General features: G+C 36.0%; 22 protein-coding genes. 13 read left to right on the top strand and 9 right to left on the bottom strand.

Annotation, left to right across the window (positions count from 1 at the left end):
* Positions 1 to 43 precede the first annotated feature (43 nt).
* The 3 genes from VB264_RS16020 (at position 44) to VB264_RS16030 (ending at position 3,110) form a co-directional block, all read left to right on the top strand.
* Positions 44 to 646, top strand: coding sequence for a nucleotidyltransferase family protein (locus VB264_RS16020; RefSeq protein ID WP_323250807.1), 603 nt, complete (start codon positions 44 to 46; stop codon positions 644 to 646).
* Between the two features lie 356 nt (positions 647 to 1,002).
* Positions 1,003 to 1,806 (top strand): helix-turn-helix transcriptional regulator, encoded by an 804-nt coding sequence (locus VB264_RS16025; RefSeq protein ID WP_323250808.1) that lies wholly within the window; start codon positions 1,003 to 1,005, stop codon positions 1,804 to 1,806.
* Between the two features lie 215 nt (positions 1,807 to 2,021).
* Positions 2,022 to 3,110: an AIR synthase-related protein gene (locus VB264_RS16030; RefSeq protein ID WP_323250809.1), complete on the top strand. Its 1,089-nt coding sequence runs from the start codon at positions 2,022 to 2,024 to the stop codon at positions 3,108 to 3,110.
* 312 nt (positions 3,111 to 3,422) lie between these two features.
* Here VB264_RS16030 and VB264_RS16035 read toward each other — a convergent pair whose 3' ends face one another.
* Positions 3,423 to 3,608, bottom strand: coding sequence for a hypothetical protein (locus VB264_RS16035; protein WP_323250810.1), 186 nt, complete (start codon positions 3,606 to 3,608; stop codon positions 3,423 to 3,425).
* Between the two features lie 39 nt (positions 3,609 to 3,647).
* Between VB264_RS16035 and VB264_RS16040 the strand changes: the two genes are divergently transcribed.
* The 5 genes from VB264_RS16040 (at position 3,648) to VB264_RS16060 (ending at position 8,251) form a co-directional block, all read left to right on the top strand.
* Entirely contained in the window at positions 3,648 to 4,739 is a 1,092-nt protein-coding gene (locus tag VB264_RS16040) for a hypothetical protein (protein ID WP_323250811.1), read from the top strand.
* Positions 4,740 to 4,760: 21 nt separating this feature from the next.
* The gene (locus VB264_RS16045; protein WP_323250812.1) at positions 4,761 to 5,303 is read left to right on the top strand and encodes an RNA methyltransferase; all 543 of its coding nucleotides are present in this window, start codon (positions 4,761 to 4,763) and stop codon (positions 5,301 to 5,303) included.
* A gap of 107 nt (positions 5,304 to 5,410) precedes the next feature.
* The gene (locus VB264_RS16050; protein WP_323250813.1) at positions 5,411 to 5,797 is read left to right on the top strand and encodes a hypothetical protein; all 387 of its coding nucleotides are present in this window, start codon (positions 5,411 to 5,413) and stop codon (positions 5,795 to 5,797) included.
* A 150-nt stretch (positions 5,798 to 5,947) separates the two neighbouring features.
* The gene (locus VB264_RS16055; protein ID WP_323250814.1) at positions 5,948 to 6,871 is read left to right on the top strand and encodes an ABC transporter ATP-binding protein; all 924 of its coding nucleotides are present in this window, start codon (positions 5,948 to 5,950) and stop codon (positions 6,869 to 6,871) included.
* 54 nt (positions 6,872 to 6,925) lie between these two features.
* Positions 6,926 to 8,251 (top strand): ABC transporter permease, encoded by a 1,326-nt coding sequence (locus tag VB264_RS16060; protein WP_323250815.1) that lies wholly within the window; start codon positions 6,926 to 6,928, stop codon positions 8,249 to 8,251.
* Positions 8,252 to 8,396: 145 nt separating this feature from the next.
* Here the strand turns inward: VB264_RS16060 and VB264_RS16065 are convergent, their stop codons facing one another.
* Positions 8,397 to 8,906, bottom strand: a complete 510-nt coding sequence (locus VB264_RS16065) for an Lrp/AsnC family transcriptional regulator (protein WP_323250816.1) — start codon at positions 8,904 to 8,906, stop codon at positions 8,397 to 8,399.
* A gap of 331 nt (positions 8,907 to 9,237) precedes the next feature.
* Between VB264_RS16065 and VB264_RS16070 the strand changes: the two genes are divergently transcribed.
* Complete coding sequence (locus tag VB264_RS16070; RefSeq protein WP_323250817.1) at positions 9,238 to 10,383, top strand: putative sensor domain DACNV-containing protein; 1,146 nt, start codon at positions 9,238 to 9,240, stop codon at positions 10,381 to 10,383.
* A gap of 3 nt (positions 10,384 to 10,386) precedes the next feature.
* On the opposite strand, the gene VB264_RS16075 is transcribed toward VB264_RS16070, so the two are convergent.
* Entirely contained in the window at positions 10,387 to 11,151 is a 765-nt protein-coding gene (locus VB264_RS16075; RefSeq protein WP_323250818.1) for an MBL fold metallo-hydrolase, read from the bottom strand.
* A 98-nt stretch (positions 11,152 to 11,249) separates the two neighbouring features.
* A complete protein-coding gene (locus tag VB264_RS16080; protein ID WP_309919265.1) occupies positions 11,250 to 11,618 on the bottom strand; it encodes a response regulator in 369 nt (122 codons plus the stop codon).
* 365 nt (positions 11,619 to 11,983) lie between these two features.
* On the opposite strand from VB264_RS16080, the gene VB264_RS16085 reads away from it, so the two are divergent.
* Complete coding sequence (locus tag VB264_RS16085) at positions 11,984 to 12,256, top strand: hypothetical protein (protein WP_323250819.1); 273 nt, start codon at positions 11,984 to 11,986, stop codon at positions 12,254 to 12,256.
* Between the two features lie 130 nt (positions 12,257 to 12,386).
* On the opposite strand, the gene VB264_RS16090 is transcribed toward VB264_RS16085, so the two are convergent.
* Positions 12,387 to 12,908: a DUF2911 domain-containing protein gene (locus tag VB264_RS16090; RefSeq protein WP_323250820.1), complete on the bottom strand. Its 522-nt coding sequence runs from the start codon at positions 12,906 to 12,908 to the stop codon at positions 12,387 to 12,389.
* A gap of 140 nt (positions 12,909 to 13,048) precedes the next feature.
* On the opposite strand from VB264_RS16090, the gene VB264_RS16095 reads away from it, so the two are divergent.
* Entirely contained in the window at positions 13,049 to 14,365 is a 1,317-nt protein-coding gene (locus VB264_RS16095) for an adenylate/guanylate cyclase domain-containing protein (protein ID WP_323250821.1), read from the top strand.
* A gap of 106 nt (positions 14,366 to 14,471) precedes the next feature.
* On the opposite strand, the gene VB264_RS16100 is transcribed toward VB264_RS16095, so the two are convergent.
* Positions 14,472 to 18,110, bottom strand: a complete 3,639-nt coding sequence (locus VB264_RS16100) for a BamA/TamA family outer membrane protein (protein WP_323250822.1) — start codon at positions 18,108 to 18,110, stop codon at positions 14,472 to 14,474.
* Positions 18,111 to 18,382: 272 nt separating this feature from the next.
* A complete protein-coding gene (locus tag VB264_RS16105) occupies positions 18,383 to 19,237 on the bottom strand; it encodes an SdiA-regulated domain-containing protein (protein WP_323250824.1) in 855 nt (284 codons plus the stop codon).
* 27 nt (positions 19,238 to 19,264) lie between these two features.
* Here VB264_RS16105 and VB264_RS16110 point away from each other — a divergent pair, with 27 nt between their 5' ends.
* Complete coding sequence (locus tag VB264_RS16110) at positions 19,265 to 20,509, top strand: Pycsar system effector family protein (protein ID WP_323250826.1); 1,245 nt, start codon at positions 19,265 to 19,267, stop codon at positions 20,507 to 20,509.
* Here the strand turns inward: VB264_RS16110 and VB264_RS16115 are convergent.
* Together VB264_RS16115 and VB264_RS16120 are read right to left on the bottom strand one after the other, a co-directional pair.
* A complete protein-coding gene (locus tag VB264_RS16115; protein ID WP_323250828.1) occupies positions 20,502 to 20,786 on the bottom strand; it encodes a SelT/SelW/SelH family protein in 285 nt (94 codons plus the stop codon). The genes VB264_RS16110 and VB264_RS16115 overlap by 8 nt on opposite strands.
* Positions 20,787 to 21,075: 289 nt before the next feature.
* Entirely contained in the window at positions 21,076 to 23,277 is a 2,202-nt protein-coding gene (locus VB264_RS16120; RefSeq protein ID WP_323250830.1) for a DUF5916 domain-containing protein, read from the bottom strand.
* Between the two features lie 221 nt (positions 23,278 to 23,498).
* Between VB264_RS16120 and VB264_RS16125 the strand changes: the two genes are divergently transcribed.
* Positions 23,499 to 24,914, top strand: coding sequence for an APC family permease (locus tag VB264_RS16125; RefSeq protein WP_323250832.1), 1,416 nt, complete (start codon positions 23,499 to 23,501; stop codon positions 24,912 to 24,914).
* The last annotated feature ends 152 nt before the right edge of the window (positions 24,915 to 25,066 follow it).

Here is a 25,066-nt window from a genome sequence, read left to right on the forward strand (position 1 = left end):
ACCGTTAAATTAGTTTGTGAATAGGTTTCTTCGTATAAAAACTATGAAAATTTCATCTTTAATCTTGGCTGCGGGTAGCTCAAGTCGTTTGGGTAGTCCTAAGCAATTGGTAGAATACCAAGGAGAAATGCTTGTAAGCAAAATTACCCGTGTGGCATTAGCAGTAACAGAAGAGGTATTAGTAGTGTTAGGAGCCAACGAAAAACTAATTCGACCTGAATTAAACAACTTACTTCAAGAAAATACCTCACGATTACAAATAAAAACCAATCCTGAATGGCATAAAGGTATGGGAAACTCTATAAGTTTTGGCGTACAAGCACTTGCAGAAAAATCAGATGCCATTTTGATACTATTGTGCGACCAACCTTTTGTAAAGCAAGGGATTATGCAAAAAATGTTGCAACTTTTTGCAAATCAACATCATTCAATCGTTGCCTGTAAGTATGCGAATCAACTGGGCGTGCCAATCTTATTTGACAAAAAATATTTTCCAAGATTAATACAATTAGATGGAGACAGCGGCGCAAAAGCAATTTTGAAGGATTATCGGGATGAAATTATAAGTATAGATTTTCCAGAAGGGATATATGATATTGACACACAGGAAGATATAAATAAGCTTAAAACGCATAATAATGCTTGAAAACAAAAAAGCCGAAGTGTTAGCTCCGACTTTTTGAAAAATAATCTCGTGGATGATAATGAGTTTTCTGGCGGGATGACTGTAAATCCAGATTATTTTTATTAATGGATCACGTTAAAATGGTGGTTAAGCACAAAGAAACAGCTTTGGCAGAGACAAGAATAACTCAATAAAATACGAATGACGGTTTTTATTTGTTATCTTACTTTAACAGTAATTTCTCATGCAAAGATATGCAATGTTTAGCTCCCTAGGAATAGCCAAAGTGTCTATTTTACACAATTTGTACAAGTATTTTAGGATAAAATACTTATGTGAGTTTTTTGTTCTAAAATTTTCTAAAATTCTACAAGATAATGGAGCCTCTTTCAAAAAATTCTATCGAACTATTGTTTAGTAAATGTTTGGATGCTGTGAGTCAGGTAGCAGGAAATGCTACTGAGAAGTCAGTTGAAAAATATTTACAAGACTTAGGCTTTTTTTGCATAGCTTCTACTTTACCTAGTGCAGTTTACCAAATTCTGGATATGCGCACGCTCAACTTTAAATTTGTGGCTAATACGGAATTGGCCTTGGGGATTCATCCCGATGAATTTATTGAAAAAGGTATTCAGAAAGTGTTGACGATGATGGTGCCTACTATACAAAATGTATCGGCCGTTCCAGAATTATTACAATTTATGTACAATTCTATCAAGGAAGCTCCCCGTGAAATCCGTGAAAGTTTTGTGGCATACGGATATGGGTTGCAGTATTTTAGGCCGAGCAAAAAACCTTTTCATTCACTGGTTCAATTAATTGGTTTAGAGTTTGATGAAGAAGGTTTACCTACTGTCTGTTTTATGATAGACCAAGATATTGAGCATTTAGTAAAGAAATTAGATAATTATTTAGGACGAGTAAGTTTTAGAAAAGGTGATTTTGTTACTACCTTTTTTTCCTCAGAAATGCAGTTAAAAAAGCAGGATATTTTTTCGGATAGGGAAATAGACGTTTTAAAAATGCTATTAAGGGGGTATGAATCGAAGCAAATTGGAGAAAGATTGTTTATTCGCTCCAATACAGTAGATAACCATCGGAAAAATATGATTCGTAAACTGGGTGCCCGCGATACCACCGCTCTAGTACAATTAACTAAACTTCTGGGAATTCTAAAATAAGTAAACACTAACAGCATTACCGTATGATTTTTAATTTACTCATTGCTCGAAATATATTTACCTTTGCATAAACCAATATTGATTATTTGCTAAAAATAAATAATTGATAATGAAGCTGTTTAAACTTTCCGTTTCTGAGGTGAAAGTATTCTAAAAGACTTAGTTTAACCCGAAAGGGAAAGTTTAAACAGCTTCAATGATAAGATACAGCCAAAGTGAAACAGCAAGAAACTATCCAACAGTTGATACTACCAACGAGCGATATTATTAAACAACTAGCTATCCTCCCCGAAGAGTTTGATAAGGTTATGATAATCTTAAAACGTATGTTTGAGGTAGTTCAAAAAGAGTATATTCCTAAGGGGGATTTTGATAAAGGGACTTTGAACGATACACAACTTGGTGTTGCAACGGATGCTAACGAACAAGAATTTACGAAATTTAGTATCGATGCTGTAGAGGATGTGAAAGACGAAGAGATAGTTTTGGTAGCGCAACATCTTTTAACACAACCTACTATTCGTGCTAAAGCATGGATTTCTAAGCCAGATGATATAATGTTCGAGGATGGAAAAAAGAAGCTTCCTACTAATACCGTTATTATAAAAGTACCTAATTCAGATAAATATGTTATAGCGACGGCTGTCGGTAATGTTCATGACCTAACCGCAGAACAAGGTTATACCGTTGGTGTGGCAAAAGCATCACGAAATATTGTTTGTGCGGGTGGGAAGCCTGTAGCTATTACTAATTATTTGCCATCTCAACCCATCATGATAGGTGTTTTAGAAAAAGCAGCTAATATGATGACGATTGATTTCAAGCATGAAGGCGATTTGATATATTTAATAGGTGCTTCTAAAAATGACATTACTTCTTCTGAATACTTACATGCTTATAAAAACATACAAGCTTCAGTTCCTTCAGTTTTAGATGTGCAAGAAGAAAAAAATATTCAGGACGTAGTAACACAATTAATTGAAAATAAAGCTATTCAGTCGGCCCTTAGTGTATCGAGTGGAGGCTTGTTTGTAGCATTGGCTGAGTCTGCAATGGCTAATAATTTAGGATTTAGCATCAGAACAAACTCGGCTTTCCGTAAAGATGCTTTTTTGTTTGGTGAAGCGCACAGTCGCGTATTGGTATCAATTACACTAGACCAATATGCCCTTTTTGATGCCACCATAGCAGCAACGGATGTGAAAGCAAGTTTCTTAGGAAAAGTAAAGAAGGGCAATTTTGTGATTGATGCTGAAACAATTATGACTACATCTAAAGCAAAAGATTTGATTGCGAAAACTTAGTTGATTTACAGAACTGAGCAAGTATTGATAAAAACATGAGTCATCCCGAATTTTTCCTAAAATTGTTCGTTTTGGAGACAATTTGAGAGGTTTTCTACTTAATTATCGTCTAGTCCTTACTTTTCTTTCCTTGATGAAAGAAAAGTAACAAAAGAAAATCAAGAATTCCTAAACTCGCTCCGCTCAAACAGTAGGAATTCGGTGTTCATCAATCATAAAAAAGCGGTCGAAATTTGTTTTTCGACCGCTTTTTTATGATTTTGAAATTCGGGATGACTCATGTTAATTAAAAACCTGAATTTTCACTAAGGATTAATCAATCAGTTTATGCTTTTTGTTATATTCTACAATAAATATGATTATCTCGCCAATAATACCCACTGTCGCAGTGAAGGTATCTCCCAACCAAATTAATAAAAAGGCAAAAACGATAAACAAGATAATCAACTGAGCAGTTGAAAGTTCGTTGTCTTCTGAATGTTGTGTTGAATTTGACATCGCTAGAAAATTTTGTGAATATATAATTTATACTAAGATATGAAAAAATGTAAAAAAATCAAGTGGATTTTAGTGTTTAATTGTGTTTTTTTTCAATTGATGGTACAAACTTATGTGCAAGCTCAGGAAAAATTAATATCTCTGGGTAATTCTACTGTTAAATTAAAAAATAACAATTTTTACTTGTTGAAGATTATCGACGAGCGTAGTGATAAACTCAGGGTAGGACTTGTATATAACGAGGAAAAGGATGATGTGTATTTGAATGTAGTAAATGGTGTAACCAAAGCAAGTAATGAATTTTTAACAAAATTCACGAGAAAAAATGCTAGTGCTTATCCTATTATTATTAAAATAAAAGAACTAAAAGTAGTTGAAAAAATTGTAAATGCTAAAATTATCAATGGTCATAGCGAGATAAAAGTAGCATTTGGCTTTCTGCGAGATACTACTTTAATAGACTTAACGTCGTTTCAAACTAAAATTACGTTTACCCGCAGTTTTAATGCCGACAACCATTTTGAATACCTCATTGGGCGATTGCTAGATAAGTCAATGATATATTTTGACCAATGGATGACAATCAATTATGATAAAAACCCAGCCTTGGCTAAATCTCTCAAAATTAATCTTCAAGCAGATTACGGTGTAGATAATCCTGTAAGTGGCGATACAGTTTTTTGGTCGCCCAAGCATAAATTATCTTGGCAAGATTTTGAGGGCAAGAGACCACAAAATACAAAGTATGCAGCACAGGTCTTTACGAATTTTGAGTACGGAGCGTTTACTGATATTAAAGACGGCGTATTGATCATAGATTTACAATTAAAGGCTTATTTGTTGAAAAGTTCTTCATGGACGATGGGCATGCTTACAGAATATAGCCTTGCTCATGAACAATTGCACTTTGATATTACCAAAGCAATTATAGAGCGTTTTAAAAAGAAAGCCACTAAAATATTGACGCTCGATAATTATGATAGTGAATTACAGCTATTATTTATTGAAATGTATCGAGAATTTAATCGTTTACAAAAGGAATATGATGCGGATAGTAACCATAGTATTAATTTTGTAGGACAACAAAAATGGCAATCGTTGATTTCAGAGGAATTGAGAGAAATACGATAACCACAAAAAATTTAATTAACAATGCGAAAATTATCAATGGAAGACCTAAACCGCTTGACTGTGGAGGAATTTCAACAAGTAGAAAAGTTTCCTTATGTGCTGATTTTGGATGATATCAGAAGTATGAACAACGTAGGGTCGGTATTTAGAACAGCAGATGCTTTTAAAGTAGAAAAGGTATTTTTGGGTGGTATTACGGCTACACCGCCACACCGAGAAATCCAAAAAACAGCTTTAGGAGCGGATGAAACCGTAACTTGGGAACATGTTGAAAACGTTTTGACATTGATAAAGACACTTCAAGCGGAGGGATATATCGTAGCGGCAGTAGAACAAGTTGAAAATAGTGTATCTTTATTAAGCTTTGAACCCGAATTAGATAAAAAATATGCTTTTGTGTTCGGGAACGAAGTTTTTGGTGTAAATCAATCAGTAGTAGAGCAGGCTGATTTTTGTTTGGAAGTACCCCAGTTTGGAACAAAACATTCTTTGAATATTTCAGTCACTACGGGTATTATATGTTGGGATTATGTTAGCAAGTATTTAATTAGAAAAAATAATTAATATCAGTTTTTCAAAAACTTAACACGAAAAATTTTTTTGCTTTCAACCTTATTAATACCTTCGTCTCAATTAAATAACAATAATTTAATATTAAATTAATATTAATCATGAAATCAGATAAAAAGACTCTTGCCAACGAACTTTCAGCCCTTATTTTAGGTAAACTTCACGGGTTAAATGAAAAAAGTGCTAAAAAATTAGTGAAGACAGTTGATAAATCAACAGAAGAATTGGTGAAGAAATACACTAAACTTCAGAAAGAAGAAGTTGATGAGCTAGAGAAGGAAGCTAAAAAAGAAGCTAAAAAAGCAAAAGAAAAAGCTGAAAAGGTAGAGAAAGAAAAGGCGAAAGCAGCAGCCAAAGCAGAACTAGCAGCAAAAATCGCTATTGTTACGGAAGATGGAGTAGTTGTAGAAAAAAAAAGTAAGCCTAGTAAGAAAAAAGTAGCTGAAACTTCAGAAGAAGTAGCTCCTGCTGAAACAACAGAAGCTTAATAATTACCGACTATCAAACAAATAAAAGAGTTTATCAAAAAATGATACCATTTTTGATAAACTCTTTTTGTTTTGTACTGTCGTTGTAATTCTTAACAGCTTTCTGCGACTTATTCCAAAACTTAAATAACTTTTAAACCCACACCGTTGATGTCGAATATTTTAGAAGCCCACCATGTGGTAAAGCGCTATGCAGGACACACTGCCCTGGATGATGTTAGTATAGAAGTACCAGCAGGCTCAATTTTTGGGTTGTTAGGTCCAAACGGAGCAGGTAAAACATCGTTGATACGAATTATTAATCAAATTACTGCTCCAGACGAAGGACACATCACGTTGCTCGGTGAAAAATTACAGCCCAAACACATTGAAGTAATCGGCTATTTGCCAGAAGAACGAGGGTTGTATAAAAAAATGAAAGTAGGAGAGCAGTTGCTCTATCTTGCCCAATTGAAAGGCATGAGCAAGGCGGATGCTACCGAAAAGCTGAAACACTGGTTTATAAAATTTGATATAAAAGACTGGTGGAACAAAAATGTGGAAGACCTTTCAAAAGGGATGCAACAAAAAACACAGTTTATCGCTACGATTGTCCATGAACCTAAATTGATTATTCTGGATGAACCTTTCTCTGGTTTTGACCCCATTAATGCTAATCTTTTAAAAGATGAAATATTAGAACTGAAACAAAAAGGGACAACCATCATTTTCTCTACCCACCGAATGGAGTCTGTTGAAGAATTGTGCGACCATATTGCACTCATTAACAAATCGAAAGTGGTGCTTCATGGAGCAAAGAAAGAAGTGAAAAATCGTTTCAGAGAAAATTCTTATACGATAGACTTCGTTGGCTCGTTGACCGAAAATCCTTTAGCTTTTGAATTATTAAATACTAAACCTTTGGACGATGGAATTACGCGAGCAAACATCAAACTGGTAGAAGGCGTATCTGTAAACCAATTGATTGCCGTGTTGATTGAGCAAGTAGACCTTAAGGCTTTCAATGAAAATATTCCATCATTCAATGATATTTTTATAAAAGTAGTGGGTGGTGAAGCAAACGATATTCTTTAAGAAACCTTGCTAAATCCATTCAATCAGCATTCCTTTTAAAAAATCCCAAAAACTATGAATAAGATTTTACTGATTATCCAGCGCGAATATATTACTAGAGTAAGAAAAAAATCTTTTTGGATTGCTTCTCTCTTAGTTCCCGTTCTGATAGCGGCAATATATGCCATTCCCCTTTATTTATTTTTGAATTCAAACGATACCAAAACGATTGAGATAGTCGATGAAAGTAAGTTATTCAAAGGTAAACTTCAATCAGAAGACGATATTACTTTCAAATTTATAGATGGTTCATTTGAGCAGGCCAAGAAAAACCTCACAAAAAGTGGTGCCGATATTTTAGTGAACATCCAAAAGGATATTCTTGATAATCCGAATGGTGTAAAAATGGTAGGTAAAAAAAGCATTGGTTTAACTACACAATATAAGATTCAAGGAAAAATTCAGACAGAATTACGCAATATTAAACTGCTAAAAGCCAATATTGACTTAAAGGTATTGGAAGACAACAAGGTAAACGTAAATGCCAAAACCTATACTTTGGATGATGAAGGCGGCGAACAAAGTAGTAGTTCGGCAGGAGCGATGATTTTGGCAGGTATTTTTGGTTTGATTCTCTATATCTCTGCTTTTCTATATGGTTCGCAAGTAATGAATGGTGTAATCGAAGAAAAAAGTAATCGAATTATTGAAGTGATGATTTCGTCGGTTCGTCCTTTTCAGTTGATGATGGGTAAAATTGTAGGTGTTGGGCTAGTGGGACTTACGCAATTTCTCTTGTGGGGTGTGCTTACTTTTGGAGCTTCAAGTGCTACTACGGCTATCATGTCGAACAAAATTCAGGAGAAAGTTCAGACCCTTCAACAATCTGGAGCAGGTAAGGATGAAATCAAAAAATATAAAGAAAATGTAAAAGATACGAATCCATTATCAAGCATTTCACAAACCATAGATAACATATCATTGACCAAAATTATTATCTGCTTCTTCTTGTTTTATATGGGTGGCTACTTGCTGTATAGTTCGCTTTTTGCCGCGATAGGCTCGGCTGTTGAGAACGCTACAGAAGCACAACAATTTATGTTTCCCGTCACGATACCTATTATTCTATCATTTATACTTGGTCAAGTAATCATCCAGAAACCAGATAGTTCAATTGCTTTTTGGGCATCTATGTTCCCGCTTACTTCACCGATAGATATGATGGTTAGGTTACCTTTTGGCGTACCAAATTGGGAAATAGCCCTATCTTTTGTATTACTTGTCCTTGGTTTTCTGGGTACTACATGGTTTGCTGGCAAAGTATATCGCGTAGGTATTTTGATGTACGGCAAGAAACCATCTTGGAAAGAGATTAGCAAATGGGTGTTTTATAAGGGGTAATATTCTTATTATCAATGATTTATCACTAGCGAGGAACTTAAGTCCCTCGCTAGTGATAAATGTTTGAATTTTATATCCAGTAAGGCAACCTATTTTAGGCAAGGACACTCAAAACTCACAATTCATCACTCACAACTGTATCCTTTCACTCTTTCGGCTTATTCAACAAACCTAAATCTGGCTGAGAATATTTTAAAATTTTGATATACATATCCGTTTTGGTCTGAAATACCCCTTCAATATTCGGAATCCTTTGATTAATTACTTCAAGTAAGTGATTATTATCTCTACACATTACATCTACTTGAATATCAAAATCTCCTGAAGTAACAGCCAAAAAACTTACCTCTCGGAATTCTTGTAATTGAGCAGCAACAGATTCAATCAGGTTGGCTGGGCGTACCGAAATTTTGATATGTACATACGCATGAAAACCTACTCTGGCAGTGTTTACACGTCCAACTATTTGAATGGTTTTGTCTTCAATTAGTTTACTTGCCCTGCTTCGTATCGTACTGGCTGATGTTTTCAGATTTTCAGCCATATCTGTAAATGAGCGACGCCCATCTTCTTGCAATTGTCCTAGTATGGCAAAATCTAGCTCATCTAAGTCAAATGAAACATCGTTGTTATTGGTTGGTTGTGTAAGGCTCATGTAGTAGAAAAAGGCTAAGTTGAGGTATTAATTTCGTAAATTTAACCGAAAGATAAAAAATAAATAAAATATAGTTATTGCAAATTCAGCAAAAAATAATCAAATTTTGATTAAAAAGTGTAAAAAAGACCGTATTTAAAATAAAAATAACAAAAAGTACTTAGATAATAACTACCTATTTAAGCACAAAAGTTTTAATGATTGTGAGTTTTATTAAATTTATAAATACTTAACATAAAACTTTACAGCATTGAACCTAAGCCCAGAATTAATAGTTGAGTAAGAATAGTATCAATTTGCATTAAGGATAAATTAAGAGAAGTAAAGTTTAATGATGATTTCCACCACAACTACTTATCAGGCAGCTCAAATGGTTTCTGAAACCATTGAAAAGCATTTTATATTTCACCATCAAATTGCAGTGAAGCATGATGGTAAAATACTTGCCCCAATTCCTAATAGTTTGGTCATAGAATCAATTATCGATGTTGGTTTTTGGGCGAGTCTCCGTCGTGAGGAGGGGCGTTCTCCTAAAATATCACTTGCCTTTTTACCGCCTTCCTTAACAGAAAGTCCATTAATTTTTGAACATAGGTTAAAGTTTAATACCGATGTACTAACCAAATTAGCTCCCTCTGTAGAACATGCGGGTATTCATTTGGGCGTTTGGATAGAAGACGATGAATTATATATTTGGGGAACTACTACCAATATCCCAGGTTTATGTTTTGTCTTAGAAGTTGTTGAGCCAGGCTTGTTGGTCATCAAACATCGTCGGACGGATGGCTTTGGTAAGTTTATAAATGTTGCTGTGTTGAAAGGCGACCAAATAAAAGTAATCGACGAAAGCAGTGGTACTTTGCCCGACTGCCCTGCGGTGTTGGGTTCTATGATTGGTATCGCTTCGCCTTCCTCTTGGAATGATTCTTTGAATGTACTTGTCCAGCTAGCAGTAGCCATGCGAGCACACCAAAGGGGAGGGGCTCTTTTGATTGTGCCTTCTAAACACGATAATTGGCGTTCTTCTATTATTTACCCTATTACTTATGCCCTCAGACCTGTTTTCTCTGGCCTTTCCTTCTTGAATGAAAAAGGATTGGATATTCAGAATCCAGCCTTGCAAAATAAGTTAAATCAAGCGATAAATGGCATAGCAGGATTAACAGCCGTTGATGGTGCCACTATCATTAATGACCAATTTGAAGTATTGGCTTTTGGGGCAAAAATAGGGCGTTCGCCCTCTGGAAAAGCATTAGAAGCTATTTTAGTAACAGAACCCATCGTTGGTAATGAACCTCAGGTAGTACACCCAGTTCAGAATGGGGGAACTAGACACCTTTCTGCGGCACAATTTGTGTATGATCAACGTGACGCAATTGCCTTAGTAGCCTCGCAAGATGGAAGATTTACTATTTTCTCGTGGTCTCCTTGTGATAGAATGGTACATGCACATCGAGTAGATACGCTATTAATCTAAGTACTAGCACGTAAGCGTGAGTCCATCGTAGGCAAGTTTTATATAAGAAGGCAATTCTTCTTCTACATCCCGATGCAGTCCCATCTGGTGGCTGATATGGGTAATATAAGCTTCGTCAGGCTTGATTTTCTCTAGCACCTCAATGGCTTCTGAAAGGGTAAAATGTGATAAATGCTTTTCTTTACGCAAAGCACCTATTACGACAATTTTAGAGCCTCTTACTTTTTCAATAGCTTCTTCCGAAATATAGTTTACGTCGGTGATATAAGTAAAGTCGCCTATTCTAAAGCCATATACTGGCAATTTAAAGTGCAGCACTTCAATAGGAGTAAAGGTAACACCTTCAATATCAAAAGGAGTATTATGATGAATTTCGTTGAGGGTAATTTGCGGAGTGCCAGGGTATTTTATAGCAGTAAATGCATAAGCAAACTCTTGCTGAATTTGTTCAAGTACTGACGGACGAGCATAGATAGGCATATCTTTCTGTTGAAAGAAATTGTATGCTCTTACGTCATCTAAACCAGCGGTATGATCTTTGTGTTCGTGCGTGAAAATAATAGCATCTAGCTTGTGAACACGTTCACGAAGCATCTGCTGACGAAAGTCGGGACCAGTATCAATAACAAAACTTTTGTCGGCTATTTCTAGGTGAATAGAAACCCTAAGACGTTTATCACGAAAGTCGAGAGATTGGCAAACTTCACAATCACAAGCAATTACAGGTACTCCTTGGGATGTTCCAGTGCCTAAAAAGGTAATTCTCATAGAATTATGAATTATCAATTATGAGTTATGAATTAATAATATTCGAGTAAATTATCTATCAACTCTCAGCTTCATAACTCATAACTCATTTTTCATAACTATTCGGTAAGTGCTTTTACTTGAGCAACCAATGCATCAAAGTTCAAAGGTTTAGCAAGCATATCATCAAAACCAGCTTCTTTGAAATCTTCCATAGAATAATTTCTAGCATTACCAGTAATAGCAATAATTGGTATTTTAGCTTTAGCTTCGTCTTTCAAACTACGTACTGCTTTAGCACATTCCATTCCGTCCATTACGGGCATATTGATGTCTAGCAAAATGATGTCAAAATCTTCTTTCTCAAGAGCATCTAACACTTGTTGCCCATTTTTAACAGAATGGATTTCGAAATTTTGAAATTCTAAAATCTTCTTAGCAAGGTTCTGGATAACTGAGCTATCTTCGGCAATCAGGACTTTCTTCATACTTAAGGTTAATGATTGATTAATATGGTAAAGATAAGTAACAGGAAACAATTAACAATTACCAATTAAAAATTAAGCGTCTTTTTTGTAATAAATCTTAGTTATAATATTAAGTATTTACATTTATAAACGCTGTAAAGCTAACGAAAAATATTAAAAATTGGGTATGAAATGACAAGCAAATTCAATAAAATGATATTTATCAATGATACTTTGGTAAGTAATCCTATTAACATGAGTCATCCCGATTTTTTTTGCAAAATATATTTTGAGCTTTACATTGCTAACATTAAGCTATGTACAGGATGTATTTACTCATTTTCTGTAGCATCATGAACACTTTAAACACGTGTTAACGATAAATCATGGTAACTCTCAATTTAATTAATTCTAATGATTTAAGGGCAACTCGTCATATAGCGATTGCCAAAAATGGGGATATTTATGCCAAACTTTCTAAACGAAAAGATGGAAAGGGATTGTATCTATTAAAAGACTCAAAGAATGATGGTATTATAGACGAAACTAAACTCTTTGGTGATTATCCAGACAGTGATGTTGTTATTGACGAAGATTTGAACGGTACATTTTTTAAAATTGAATACCATAAAAAGGGTAAGTTAGGCTTGAAGAATTAAAAGTTTTAATGCCCAATATACAAATGCTATAAAGTGTAGTAACTATTTGGCAAAAAAATAACCTAAATCATCCCTAATTGTAAATGCTATTTGCAATTAGGGATGATTCAGGTTTATATGATACTCATATTTATTTTACATGAAATGTAACGGCTACTTTTTCCCACATCAAGGTTACGTCTCCACTGTTTTCCGCTTTAATCGTAAAACGTTCAGTCATATCGTTAGCTCTTGCTGGTGCTGTTACTCTCAACACATCCTCTGCTTCACTATATTTGAATGCTCCCCATTGTTTAGCTACCTTGTTGAAAATAATCGTCCACTCTTTTTCACCAGGAATCGTAAAAAAACCATATTTACCAGCTTTCAAAGTTCTACCTTGTACGGTTACGTCTTTGCTTATTTCAAAAGTTGTAGCTTCGTTTGCTCCAGTACGCCATACTTTACCCAAAGGGGCAAGGTTACCTTCCCAAACGTTACGCCCTTTTACCGCAGGCTGGCTATAATTGATTGTGAGCGTAGTTTCTCCGATAGTAGCAGAAGCAGTTGCCGGTGGTGAAGGCATTTTAGACTTGTCGTTACTTGCTTCGTGTTGTGCATTGCTGATGAAAGCGGTGATAGAAAATAACGTCAATAAAATTAATTTTTTCATTTTTGTAAATCTGTTTAAGTTTTTTGAAAGGAGTTTTTCATCTAGGAGAACGCAAAAGATTTCATAAAGTTTTATTTTAAGGGAGTTATTTTGTCTCAAATTTGTTATATTTTTATTAAATGAATATATTATTTTATTAAATGAAGAAATTTCTATTTTCAAACAACCCCGCATTAACCTATTTCGATATACAGTTTGAGCAGGAGAATATTCGCAGGGAGCGACAAAGGGCTGGGGTTTTATTGTTTTTTTTCACGATAAGTTTTCTCAGTTATGCCCTGTTTGCCAAAACGGTGTATCAGTTGAATTATTTAAATGGGCACGAAGGCGTCCCTCAGATTATATTTTTGTATTTAGCATTTATGACTTTCTATGAACTGACGGTCTGGCTATCTATGAAGTATCTGCTGAAAGTAATGAATAAAATGCCTTTGGTAGCAAAGTTTGGTAATGCAACGCTCGAAATTACGTTGCTCACCTTGGTCATGTATTTTGCAGGACAAGAATACAACCATCCCATCCTGATAGTACTTTCTCCGTTAGTGTATATCTACTTTATTTTTATCATTCTATCAACGTTAAGGCTGAGTTTCGCAGTGTCGTTGTGGACGGGTCTTTTGGCTGGTTTAGAATATTTTTTTCTGAGCTACCACCTGATAGAATCAGGCACGATTGTCTCAGAGCACGATATTTATACCAAACAAATGTTTTCGTATCTGCTCAAAACTTTCTCCTTGGTTTTCGGTGGTTTGTCGGCAGGGTATGTGGCTACGCAGATTAGAAAGAGCATCCAGCTATCCATCGAACGAATGGAGACCCAAGAACACATTGTAGAAATGTTTGGGCAACAGGTTTCGCCAGAAGTAGCGCAAGTAATGCTGGAACAAAATGGTATTCTGAAAGCCAAGCACCAAAAAGTGAGCATCATGTTTTTGGATATCCGTAATTTTACCTTGTATGCTGACAAACATACTGCTGAGGAAGTAATGGACTATCAGAATGCTTTTTTTGAGGTAGTAGTAAATACTGTCAACGAATACAATGGTATTGTGAATCAGTTTTTAGGAGATGGCTGTATGGTTACTTTTGGAGCACCTATCAATTTAGAAAATCCTTCTGAAAATGCTGTAAAAGCAGGACTGGCTATTATCGAAAAAATCCTGAAGATGAATGAGTTGGGTACGATACCTAATACAGGTGTAGGCATAGGGATTCATACAGGTGATGCCGTAGTAGGAAATATCGGTACGGATTCTCGTCAGCAATATAACATCACTGGGAACGTAGTAATTCAGGCAGCAAGAATAGAACAATTGAACAAAAAATACCAATCTCAATTGCTGATAAGTCAGGAAGTAATGGATGAAATCTCTGCTATTCCGATTGATACTAAGCAAGTAGGCTCTGTGAAATTAAAAGGAATGGAGAACGAGATGTTTTTGTGGAAATTGGCGTAAAATGCTTTTGACAATTTTTATCACTAGCGAGGGACTTAAGTCCCTCGCTAGTGATAAAAAAATGATTATCAATTCATTGTAATCGTAGTAATGGAAAATATAAGTATTAGAAAAACAACCCTGCCTTCACAGAAAATAAATGATTTTCTTCTGAAATACCATACATCCCCGTAATCACCACCATATTAAATGGGGCGATCCAAATACCACCTCCATAACTTTGGTGCCATTTCTCTGAGTTTTCGTTCGGATTCCATACTCTACCAATATCATTAAAGGCAAGTACGCCTGCATAAGCTGGAAATAAATATGATTTGAAATTGAGTACTTTTATACGAACTTCTGTATTATTATAAAAAGAAGATTTCCCTGAAAAACGTGTCCGTCTGAAACCTCTAAGATTCGTTAATCCACCCAACGAATTGGCCTGATACAATTCATAATCATCAAGGTTTACGCCTCCTCCAAAACGAGTAGCCAAGCTAACAACCGCGGGTAATTTAAAGGTATAATAAAATGATAAATCAGTTTTTAGGTTGGCATAATTGTTCTTCGTAACATCATTCGCACCTCGTTGAATGGTGGCATCAAAGTTCCATAAAATACCTCTGGTTGGAAAAATGATATTATCACGGTTATCAAGGATAAACCCTGTTTTTAGCCCAATAAAGTATTTGTCCTGATATATTTCGTCACCATGTGGGGCAAATTCATTAATAAAGCGTTTTGGGTTTTCTTTAATATGCCATTCGTTTTTCGCAGCACCATAATACAGCGTTAGTTTATTGAAGCGGGTTTTGAAAAGCGCTGTAATCTCTTCGTTTTCATATTGAATTCTGTAGTAATCAATCCCTTTCTCTTTTTTATATTCCGATTCGTTACTCAACCCAAAGAAGTTATCAACCAAACCACCTTGCTGAAGATTAGCTTTCAATTCAAAATCAGTTTTACCGATTACATCCATGAATTCGCCTTTATAAAAAATATTATACGAATTAGTACCAAAAGCGTAATTGCCTGAAATTGTATGTTGTGAAGCGAAAGGGTCTTTCCTGAAACCCTGACGAGTCCATTGTGCTCCTGCTCCGATAAAAATACCATCGTCAACGTTATAGGCAAAAGAACCTAGTGGGGCTACTCTGTCATATTTAAAAGCCTCGCGGTTATAATCGTTAACGTTCTTTTTATTACTGGTTAAGTCCTTACTTTCAGTGCCTATATTGAGGATAGTATTTTCTTTTTTATCATAAATAATGGTTTTCTTAGCTAAACCACTCACAGAAGACGAGTCTGTAAAAATATCTTTCCCTTTTCCGCCAATCAAACGTACTTTAATGCCCTTATTGGCTTGACCAAAGATTTTGAAGTTGTCTTCGCCGTCTAGTCCCCAAATCCTGATTTCTTTCGTGATTTTGGGGTCAAATGTTCTTTCATAAAGTGTTCTACCGATTCCGCCATTTTTCTTTTGGTCAAAGACTGACACTTTTGTTCGCCCATCTTCGAGTCGACTTACAAAAAAATATTCATCCTTGTCGCTTCCCAGAATATCTACTTCTTTACTCAAAAATTCATATAATTCTTTTGTATATCCCGGAAGGTCGTCACGGCGTTGTTTTAGTTTTTTAGCAATAACTAATGAATGCTCAGGAAAATTAGGGAAATGTGTAACAGCAGAATCAATCACCGCATCACTGATTTTTTGTTGAAGTTCTTTGGCCATTGCCATCCAATCGTTCTCGGAAGATTGGGTTAAAAACGAACGGTCAAAATAACGTGCATTGAATGCCAAACCTGCTACATCACGAATCTTATAATCAAACCCTTGAATTTTAGACATTATCCATTTTCTAGAAATAATACGAGGTAAAACACCTTCATTCACAAAAAAAGCTTGGTCACGGTCACGCGGAATAGGCCTAAAGCTCAAACCTTTGTCATGACCATTTTCATAACCAGCCCAACGCCATTGATCTTCGTGGCGGTCCCAGTCTCCAATCAGCATATCTAATAATCTTGCTCTGATTACCTCTTTTTCATTAATTTCGTTGTGATTGTCTTCAGCTAGTTTTTCAACTACTTTTTGGGTACTTTGTATTTTTTTAGAACCCGCAAAACTTCCATCTGGACGTTCTTCAAAAAGAGCTAATTGGTTCGTGAAAAGGCGTTTGTAATTGCCCAAAACATTGCTTTCTGGAATAATCACCAACGAAGGATTAGTATGCAAAACACCAGCGGCTTCTGCCAAATGCGAAGCCACCAAAGCCGCAAAAGGATGCGATGCTGAAATTTGGTCAGAAACAATATCAGTCGTAAACTGACTGCGAATAGCTTCTGGAACGGCTCTTTCTGGATATTTTTCTACTGAGCGCGTAACGAATTGTTCGCCTTTAGGGTTTTGATAACGTAATGAAAGTGTTTGATAACCACCGCCCCGTTGAATAACCTTTAATCCTCCTTCCTCATGTTCAAAATCAAGCGTTTTAGGTTTGATGGGCGTTGTCCAAATATCTCTATAATTGCTTCCCAACATAAAAGTTTTAAATTTCCCTGCTTTATATTTGGGGTTGGGTACAACACCTTGGATATGTATTTTTTCTGTTTGTACGTCTTTAGGGTCAACGGCGTTAGTATCCAGCAAAATATCCGTACTATACAATTCATTCCCATCTTTGCCATCACCGCCAAAAAATATCAGCTTGATTTGGTTATCATAGAAGTCTAAGCGAGCAAACCCAATTTGCGAACTAGCAAATTTAGAATCATTGCCCATTTTTACAGGCGTGTTTTTTGAACCCGCCCCCGAAGTAATATAGTTGATAGCATCTCGCTGAATTAATTGTAGATTATGTTCATGTCCGTTGGCATAAATTACGTTTTTATATTGTTTGAAAATCCCCACAAGTCCATCTCGCATTTGTTTATATTTAGGATGTGGAATATCTTGGATATTACCAATAAGGGTGCGATACAATGGATAAATAGAGCCAAGTACAGGTAAAGGAATAGGCACTCCTAATTCATGAAATGGGAAAAGGTGGTCTTGTAAAGTGTAATAACCACCATGAGAGCCATGAGAATACATGGGATGATGCCCAACTACTAATACTTTTTTATGGCGGTTTCTATCCAGAATGTCATTGACACTTATCAGCATTTCTTCTAATGACTTTACTTCACAGTCAGAATCTGCTTCTGGTTTTTTCCAAGGATGTAGCCACCATTGCGTATCAAGAATGACGGCAGTAATTTGGTCGTTAAGGGCAACCTCATGTGGTGTAGGGCATCCGCCTTTTGGAAAAAATACATCTTCTCTTTTCAAAAACTCAGAAACAAATTTTTCCTGATTTTGGATATATTCCCACCCTTTTTTGCCTCCTTGTTGCCAGTCGTGGTTGCCCGGAATGATAAACGGCTTCCCCTGATAATCTTGCAAAATACTTAACTGGTCTGCCAAACGTTCCTCATCATTTTTACGATTTGGCTCATCGATATTACTTAACCCTTTAGGGTACACATTATCTCCAAGAATCATGATGGTCGACTGCTTGCCAGCTTGTTGCATTTGCTTTTTCAACGGGCTCAACACCATGTCTTTGCCATTCTTTGGAGGTTCGCCAGCATCACCAATTAAAAAGACAGAATAATTAGGCTTTTTTTGGCTAAAACCAAATTCGGCGGTAAGCAATAATAAAGGCAACAATGCACTGAAGCTTTTGAAGATAAACTTTTTAAAGGGAGTCTCCATGTTTTTCTTGGATAATTAAGGTTTTGGTTTAGTAATATAGTAATTTAATGTTTTGTTGAGGAGTTTTTATTAAATTAGCATAAGCATTTTTGTGAAATTCCGCTGTTTGAGCGGAGCGAGTTTCGGAATTTCTTGACTTTCTTTTGTTACTTTTCTTGTGTCAAGACAAGAAAAGTAAGCTGTGGCGAAAGGGAATTTTCTTTTCAGATACAAACCAATTTTTAAACTACTCTCAAGCAAAATCATTTAAAATTAACTGCAATAGCACACAATTACTTTTTATAATCAAAAGCTAAAATATAGCCATCTCCGCCTGCACCTTCTGATGAAATATACAAGTTGCCATTTGGCGTAAAGCAAATGCCTTCTGGTTGTTTATAAAGATTTGGATTTAAATCTACTAGAGCTTCCTTAGCCCCATCTTTAGATAAAATCAAAAGTTTTTTGCCTTGAGAAGCAATGATAAAAACTTGTTGAGTAATAGGGTGGATAGCGATACCCGATGGACGGAAAGTTTTTTTACCATCTTTGCCAATTAATTTTTCATCTGGAATAGCGATAGATTTAAACAGAATTTTTCTTTTAAAATCGTAGGCATAAATCATCTTTTTATTATCCACATCCTTTATCCTTTCTTTGGCTGCTAGTAGCAGATTTCCAGTGGTTGGGTCATAGCTAAGGCCTTCGTATTCAATAACATCAGGGTCTGAACAGTCAATTTCTCTTTCAAAAGGTTCACCAATTTTAAAACTCTTAATTAAGCCATCGCTTCTCAACACAAATACCTCATTGTCTACTACTTCTACGCCCTCATAATCACCTGATTTCCCGAAGGGAATTTTATCACTAATTTCTTTTTTTGTTAAATCAAAAATAAAAACTTTACCTTCTTCGTCATTAATGCAGGCCAATTGATTATTTTTATAAAATGACAGTCCAGAAATTTCTTTAAGGCTCTTTGGTAAGGTTATTTTTTGACTAGGATTTTCAAAATCATACGGTAGTTTCAAGACTGTAGTAGTTTCTTCTGGTATTTCTTTTTCTTTGTGTTTTTCTTTTTTTGCACAAGAAAAAATGGATAATGGAACGAAAGTTAGTAGAATTAAAGTTTTGGAAGAGATCATCATGCTTTTATTAAATGTTGTAAGTTGATTATGCAAACGGAATTGCTCATAAAGGTACAAGAATATGCCGAAGGAATTTTAAACAAATTACCTGAGGAACTGATTTATCATAATTCTGGACACACCCATCATGTGGTAAAAGTGACGGAGGAAATAGGTAAAGCTTCTGACCTCTCGGATAAAGCCCTTGAAACGATTTTGATTGCAGCTTGGCTACATGATATCGGTTATCAGCAAGGGTGTATCAACCACGAGGATAGAAGTAAACTTATGGCGAGAACGTTTTTGGAGGGCTTAGAAGTTCCAGAAAAACGTATTGTTAAAGTTTTGGGCTGCATAGAAGCCACAAAAATGCCACAAAATCCGCAGAATCGTAAAGAAATGATTCTCTGTGATGCCGATTTATCACACTTGGCATCGCCCGAATTTATGAATTATTCAGAAAATTTACGGATTGAATTCTGCTCTATTTTAAAAAGCATTGGAGAGAAAAAATGGTGGGAGTCAACAGTTGAGCTAATCCAAAATCACCAATATTATACTGAATATGCTCGTGAACATTTTGAACCGCTCAAACAAGAAAACCTAAAAAAGGGCTTATTGAAATTAGCACAATTTGAGGGAGGAAGCATAAAATTAAAGTTCCCTTGGGAAGAAACAGAGGAAAAAGAAGCAATAGAAGTGAAAGAAGAAACGCACGAAAGTAAATTTGATAAGAAATTAAGAAAAGAGGCTGAAAAGATAAAAAAACCAGAGCGTGGTATAGAAACGATGTTTAGAACAACGTCTTCAAACCACTTTCAGTTATCAGCCATGGCAGATAATAAAGCCAACATTATGATTTCGGTTAATTCAATTATTATCTCTTTGGTACTTAGTGTACTGGCGAGAAAATTGGAAGATTGGCCAAATCTAATTCTGCCAACAGCATTGCTGACAATAGTGTGTTTAGTCGCAACGATTTTTGCTATTCTGGCAGTTCGTCCTAATGTGACCTCTGGTAAGTTTTCCCGTGAAGACATTGAAGGTAAAACAGCTAATTTGCTTTTCTTTGGCAATTTTCACCAGATGGAATTGGATGATTATGAATGGGGCATGAAAGAAATGATGAATGATTCTGATTTCTTGTATGCTAGCATGACCCGTGATATATATTATTTAGGAAAAGTACTTGGCAAAAAATACAAGTTCCTCAGGGTTTCCTATACCGTATTTATGTTTGGTTTTGCAGCCTCGGTAGTATCTTTTGCCGTTGCGATGTACTTTTTTAAGTAGTTTTTTTGTCGGAGTGTCCCAAGCTTTTTTCTGGACAAACTAGGTCGCGGACTATCTGTTTTAATTCTTTGGCTTCGGGGAAATGTCCTTCACGTTTTCTGTCAAAAATTACTTCCTCTTCTAAAAATACTTGAAAACGCCCAGCAACTTCGCTTGGGCGTAGGCTTACTTCTTGTAGTTCATCTACAAAAGTTGTCAGTAATTCCTGTGCCATCCATGCCGAACGCATCAGCCAATTACATTTGGGGCAATATTCTATGGTTATTTTTGGTTTCATGGTTTGTGTAGTAGCCGTCAGCTTTGAGCTATTAGCTATCAGTTTTTTTTATCATGGTGAATGGGTTTCGGTCATCTGATTATAGCTTTGAGTCATCGGCTTTCAGCTTTCGGATTTTGAATAAAAAATCTCCGTAAATCTGCGTATCAATCTGTGAAAATCTGCGGGTAAATCAGCTTTCAGTCATTATTCTTGACTCTCAAATCACGATTTTAGCTATCGGTTTTCGGCTATCAGCTTACGACCGACAACCGATTGCCGATAACTCAAAGCTGACAGCTCATAGCTGTCACAAATTCCACCAATAAGTAAACTTCAATACAATTGCACGATTTTTAATATTTAAACTTCCTGGAATATAGTTATCAGTATATACCAAAAATATATCAGAGGCAGGTTTGTATCTCCACTGTACACGGCTATTGATATTTACGTTTTGTACTTGCTCGTTATACTGTATAAACGTAGTCCAGAATAATTTATTCGTAAAAGTAATATCAATTTTAGGACTAACTAGCCAAAAGTTTGATTTTACTATCAGGTCATTTTGGTCTTTTACAGGGATTTTTACATCACTAATCTCCACATAATTGATATTTGCCGACAAGCTTACATAAGGCTGAAAACGATAACCTATATCACCCGAAATGCTCAGTAGCTTACCATCACCAAAATAACTACCGTAACTTCCAGTAAAGCCAAAGGTATATTTTTTCCGTGGCGTAGAAAGGTAATTGATATTCATCGAACCAAATTTGTGTTCACTTCCAGCGGCCAGTTTATCATTACTTCCCTTATTGGTAGGGTCGAAAGCAAAAGGTAATTTGATATAGTTTGTTTCGTAATAAGCAGTGAAACTACTACGGTCTTTCATCGTAAAAAGATAGTAATATTGCCTTTGTAAATCTGTCAATAATTTATCGGCATTCCAATACGCATACGCAGAAAACAATGGACCATGCGTCTGGACTATACTAGCTTTGTTTTTTGGATAAAAATTATACTGTATCGGCACTGTAATTTTATGATAGCCAGTACGGGGCACATAGCCAATTTCAGGGTTATAATTCTTGCCTACATATTCGTATTGAATGCCTGCATCCACTGCTAACCCATTGTAATTCAAATTAAAGGCACTTACAAAATCATCACCCTTGCTATTGGGGCTGAATGATTTTAGGTACATTGCTTTGCCTATCCACAAATTACTAGCTGATGCTAAGTTGTATTCAAACCCTACATTTCTATTGTATTGATTAAAGTCTTTATTAATATGTTCGTCGTAATTGAGTGATTGCTTGTTCAGTAACATCATACTAATATTTGAACGGCTAAATACTTTTTGTTGAAGTACCAAGGCAGAAAAATTTTGAGCAGGTCTATTTTCCAAACTACTCACACCCGTTTGGATATTCATTGCACCAATCCTGAGGTTATTATTGATTTTGCCACTCAACCTAGCACCATAATCAATAGGAACGCCTAGTCCAATTCTTCTTGAAAAGAAAGGACGAATACTGCTTAAACCAAAATTATTAAAGAGGTCGGCATTTTCAAGGAAGAATTGTCGCCGTTCAGGGAAGAACAGCTCAAACCTGCTGAGGTTCGTTACTTGGCGGTCTACATCCACTTGTGAAAAATCAGGGTTTACCGTTAAATCCAAATTCAAAGCAGATGAAACGGCTATTTTAGCATCTAAACCAAAGTCTTTTCTTACGCTCGTCGAGCTAGCATCTTGAAAGTTTTTACTTGTTCCACCTAACACATAAGGAATAATGGAAATATTGCTTTTGGGAGTAGGAGGAGGGGTATCCCAAACCATTGTGCCTGTATAAGCCAAGGTAATACTAAAATATTGACGAGGGATTTTTGCCCACGTAGATTTTTCACCAGATTTGAGGTCTAATCTACTAAAATTCATCCCCCATTTGGTTTCTCCAGCCTTGTATCGAAGTGTTTTGAAAGGAATAGCGGCTTCAAATATCCAACGGTCGCCCAAGTATTTGGTTTCAGAAAACCACTTATTATCCCAGTTAGCATTTAGGCTTGTTCCTTCCGAAATGATGCCATCAAATTGTGCACCTGCGGCATTGACGCCAAACACAAAGCCATTGGTCAAATCGTTGAAAGGTTCGAGAATCAGCCAGAAGTTATCGTTATTCCCAAAACTGAAATCCCTTTTTAGCGACTCCACCACAAAGCCTTTGTTTTTTATTTTTTCATAACAAACAGCACTGATGTACAAAAAGTGTTCGTCATAAGTAAGGCGTACTTCTGTGGGCGTTAAACTCAGGGATGTATCCATGGGCGTCATCATCCAAAAGTCTTTGGCAACATCAGTATTTTTCCAAGCTTCATCATCTAAAATACCATCAATTTTAATTTTTGAATGCGTCTTTTGGATATTGAATTGAAAAGCATCATTAATTTTTTGTGAGAAACTAGGCAAGCCAACAAGTAGTATAAATAGCAGCAGTAAAGGTTTATTCATCTGAAAAAATTAAAGCGTTTGATTGATATACGAAGATACCACTAAACTTGGGGATTGATGAATATCCAGATTGATAGGCTTTTCTATCCTGCCAGACCCGACAAACATGCCTTGTAGTTTATCCGTTTTTCGTTACATTATCAGAATATTAAGGCTTAGTTGTAATTCTACTCATCATTGATTAAATTGAGTATAATTGTCAATCCTTAAAACCACATCAAATGAAGTCATCGCCTCCTAATCAAGGAAAATTAGTTCGCTCTATTGGACTTACCTCAGCCGTCGTGCTCATCATCAGCTCTGTAATAGGCACGGGCGTTTTTAAAAAAGTAGCTCCAATGTCTGCCGAATTGCAATCCCCTTCATTGGTATTAATTGCATGGTTAGTAGCAGGACTAATTAGTTTGGCAGGGACATTATCCAATGCGGAGGTAGCCAGTATGTTGGCCGATTCAGGCGGAGAATTTGTTTACTTTCGCAAAATCTATAATCGTTTTTTTGCTTTTCTGTTTGGCTGGACCAACTTCGCTGTCATTCGTACTGCTTCTATAGCATCCATTGCTTATGTTTTTGCTCAATCCCTGAATAGTGTTTTCCCTTTTCCTATCACGGCAGCTTCTTTGTCCGACGTTAGCTTCTTAGGTTTACATCCGTTAGATAACCTCAGCGTAAAATTAGTAGCTATTGCCTTAATTATATTTTTGACCTATTTCAACTATAAAGGATTGAAACTGGGCGAAAACCTTAGCAGAGTATTAACAGCGTTGATGACTACCGTAATGTTATTGATTATTGTGTTGGGTTTACTTTCAAGCGTTGGCAGTTTTGAAAACATTACTACCAATAGTGTGCGATACAGTGCCGATGCCATGTCAGGTGCTACTCTTTTCAAGGCCTTAGCTTTGGCGTGTTTAAGTGCCTTTTGGGGATATGAAGGTTGGGCAAGTGTTGGTTTTATTGGGGGTGAAATGAAAAATCCACAGCGAAATCTGCCTTTGGCCTTGATTATCGGCACGTTGATTATCATGGTGTTGTATATGTCTATGAACTTTGTGTATTTATATATTTTACCCATTGATGAATTTATCAAAATCTATGAATCCAAGAATGGAATTGCGGCTGTAGCCGTAGTGAGTCATTTTCTAGGTGCTTGGGGCGGTATGTTGATTTCTGGATTAATCTTAGTAACTACTTTCAATTGTGCCAGTACCACTTTATTGTTAGCATCAAGGTTATTTTATGCGATGGCACACGATAAAATGTTTTTCAAAAGCGTAGATTATATTCACCCTGTTTATAATACTCCTTCACGCGCATTGTTTATTCAAGCCATCTGGACTTCCCTATTAGTATTATCTGGGACATTCGACCAACTGACGGATATGCTGATTTTTGCTGCCTTTATTTTTTATGGAGCTACTGCTTTTGGAGTGTTTGTATTACGTAAAAAAATGCCCGACGCACACCGTCCTTATAAAGTAATTGGCTATCCAGTTGTACCTGCCATTTTTGTGCTTTTCTGTATCGTACTTATCGTAAATACATTAATCGAAAAACCAGAGGAGGCACTCAGCGGACTGGGATTGATGGCAACAGGTTTGCCTTTTTATTATTACTGGACTAGGAAGAAAGAGTAAGTTTATATTGTCACAGCCTTGTGTTCTGTGTGCCACCATAGCCGTCAGGGTATTGATTTTAAGACTTGTAAAGGGCTTTTCTTTATTTGTATTTTATTTTTCATTTTATGTTCTTTTATGGCAAAAATGTGCCAATGTTGTAGTAGTGAGAT

This window comes from Arcicella aquatica (assembly GCF_034928825.1).
Classification (GTDB): Bacteria; Bacteroidota; Bacteroidia; order Cytophagales; family Spirosomataceae; genus Arcicella; species Arcicella aquatica.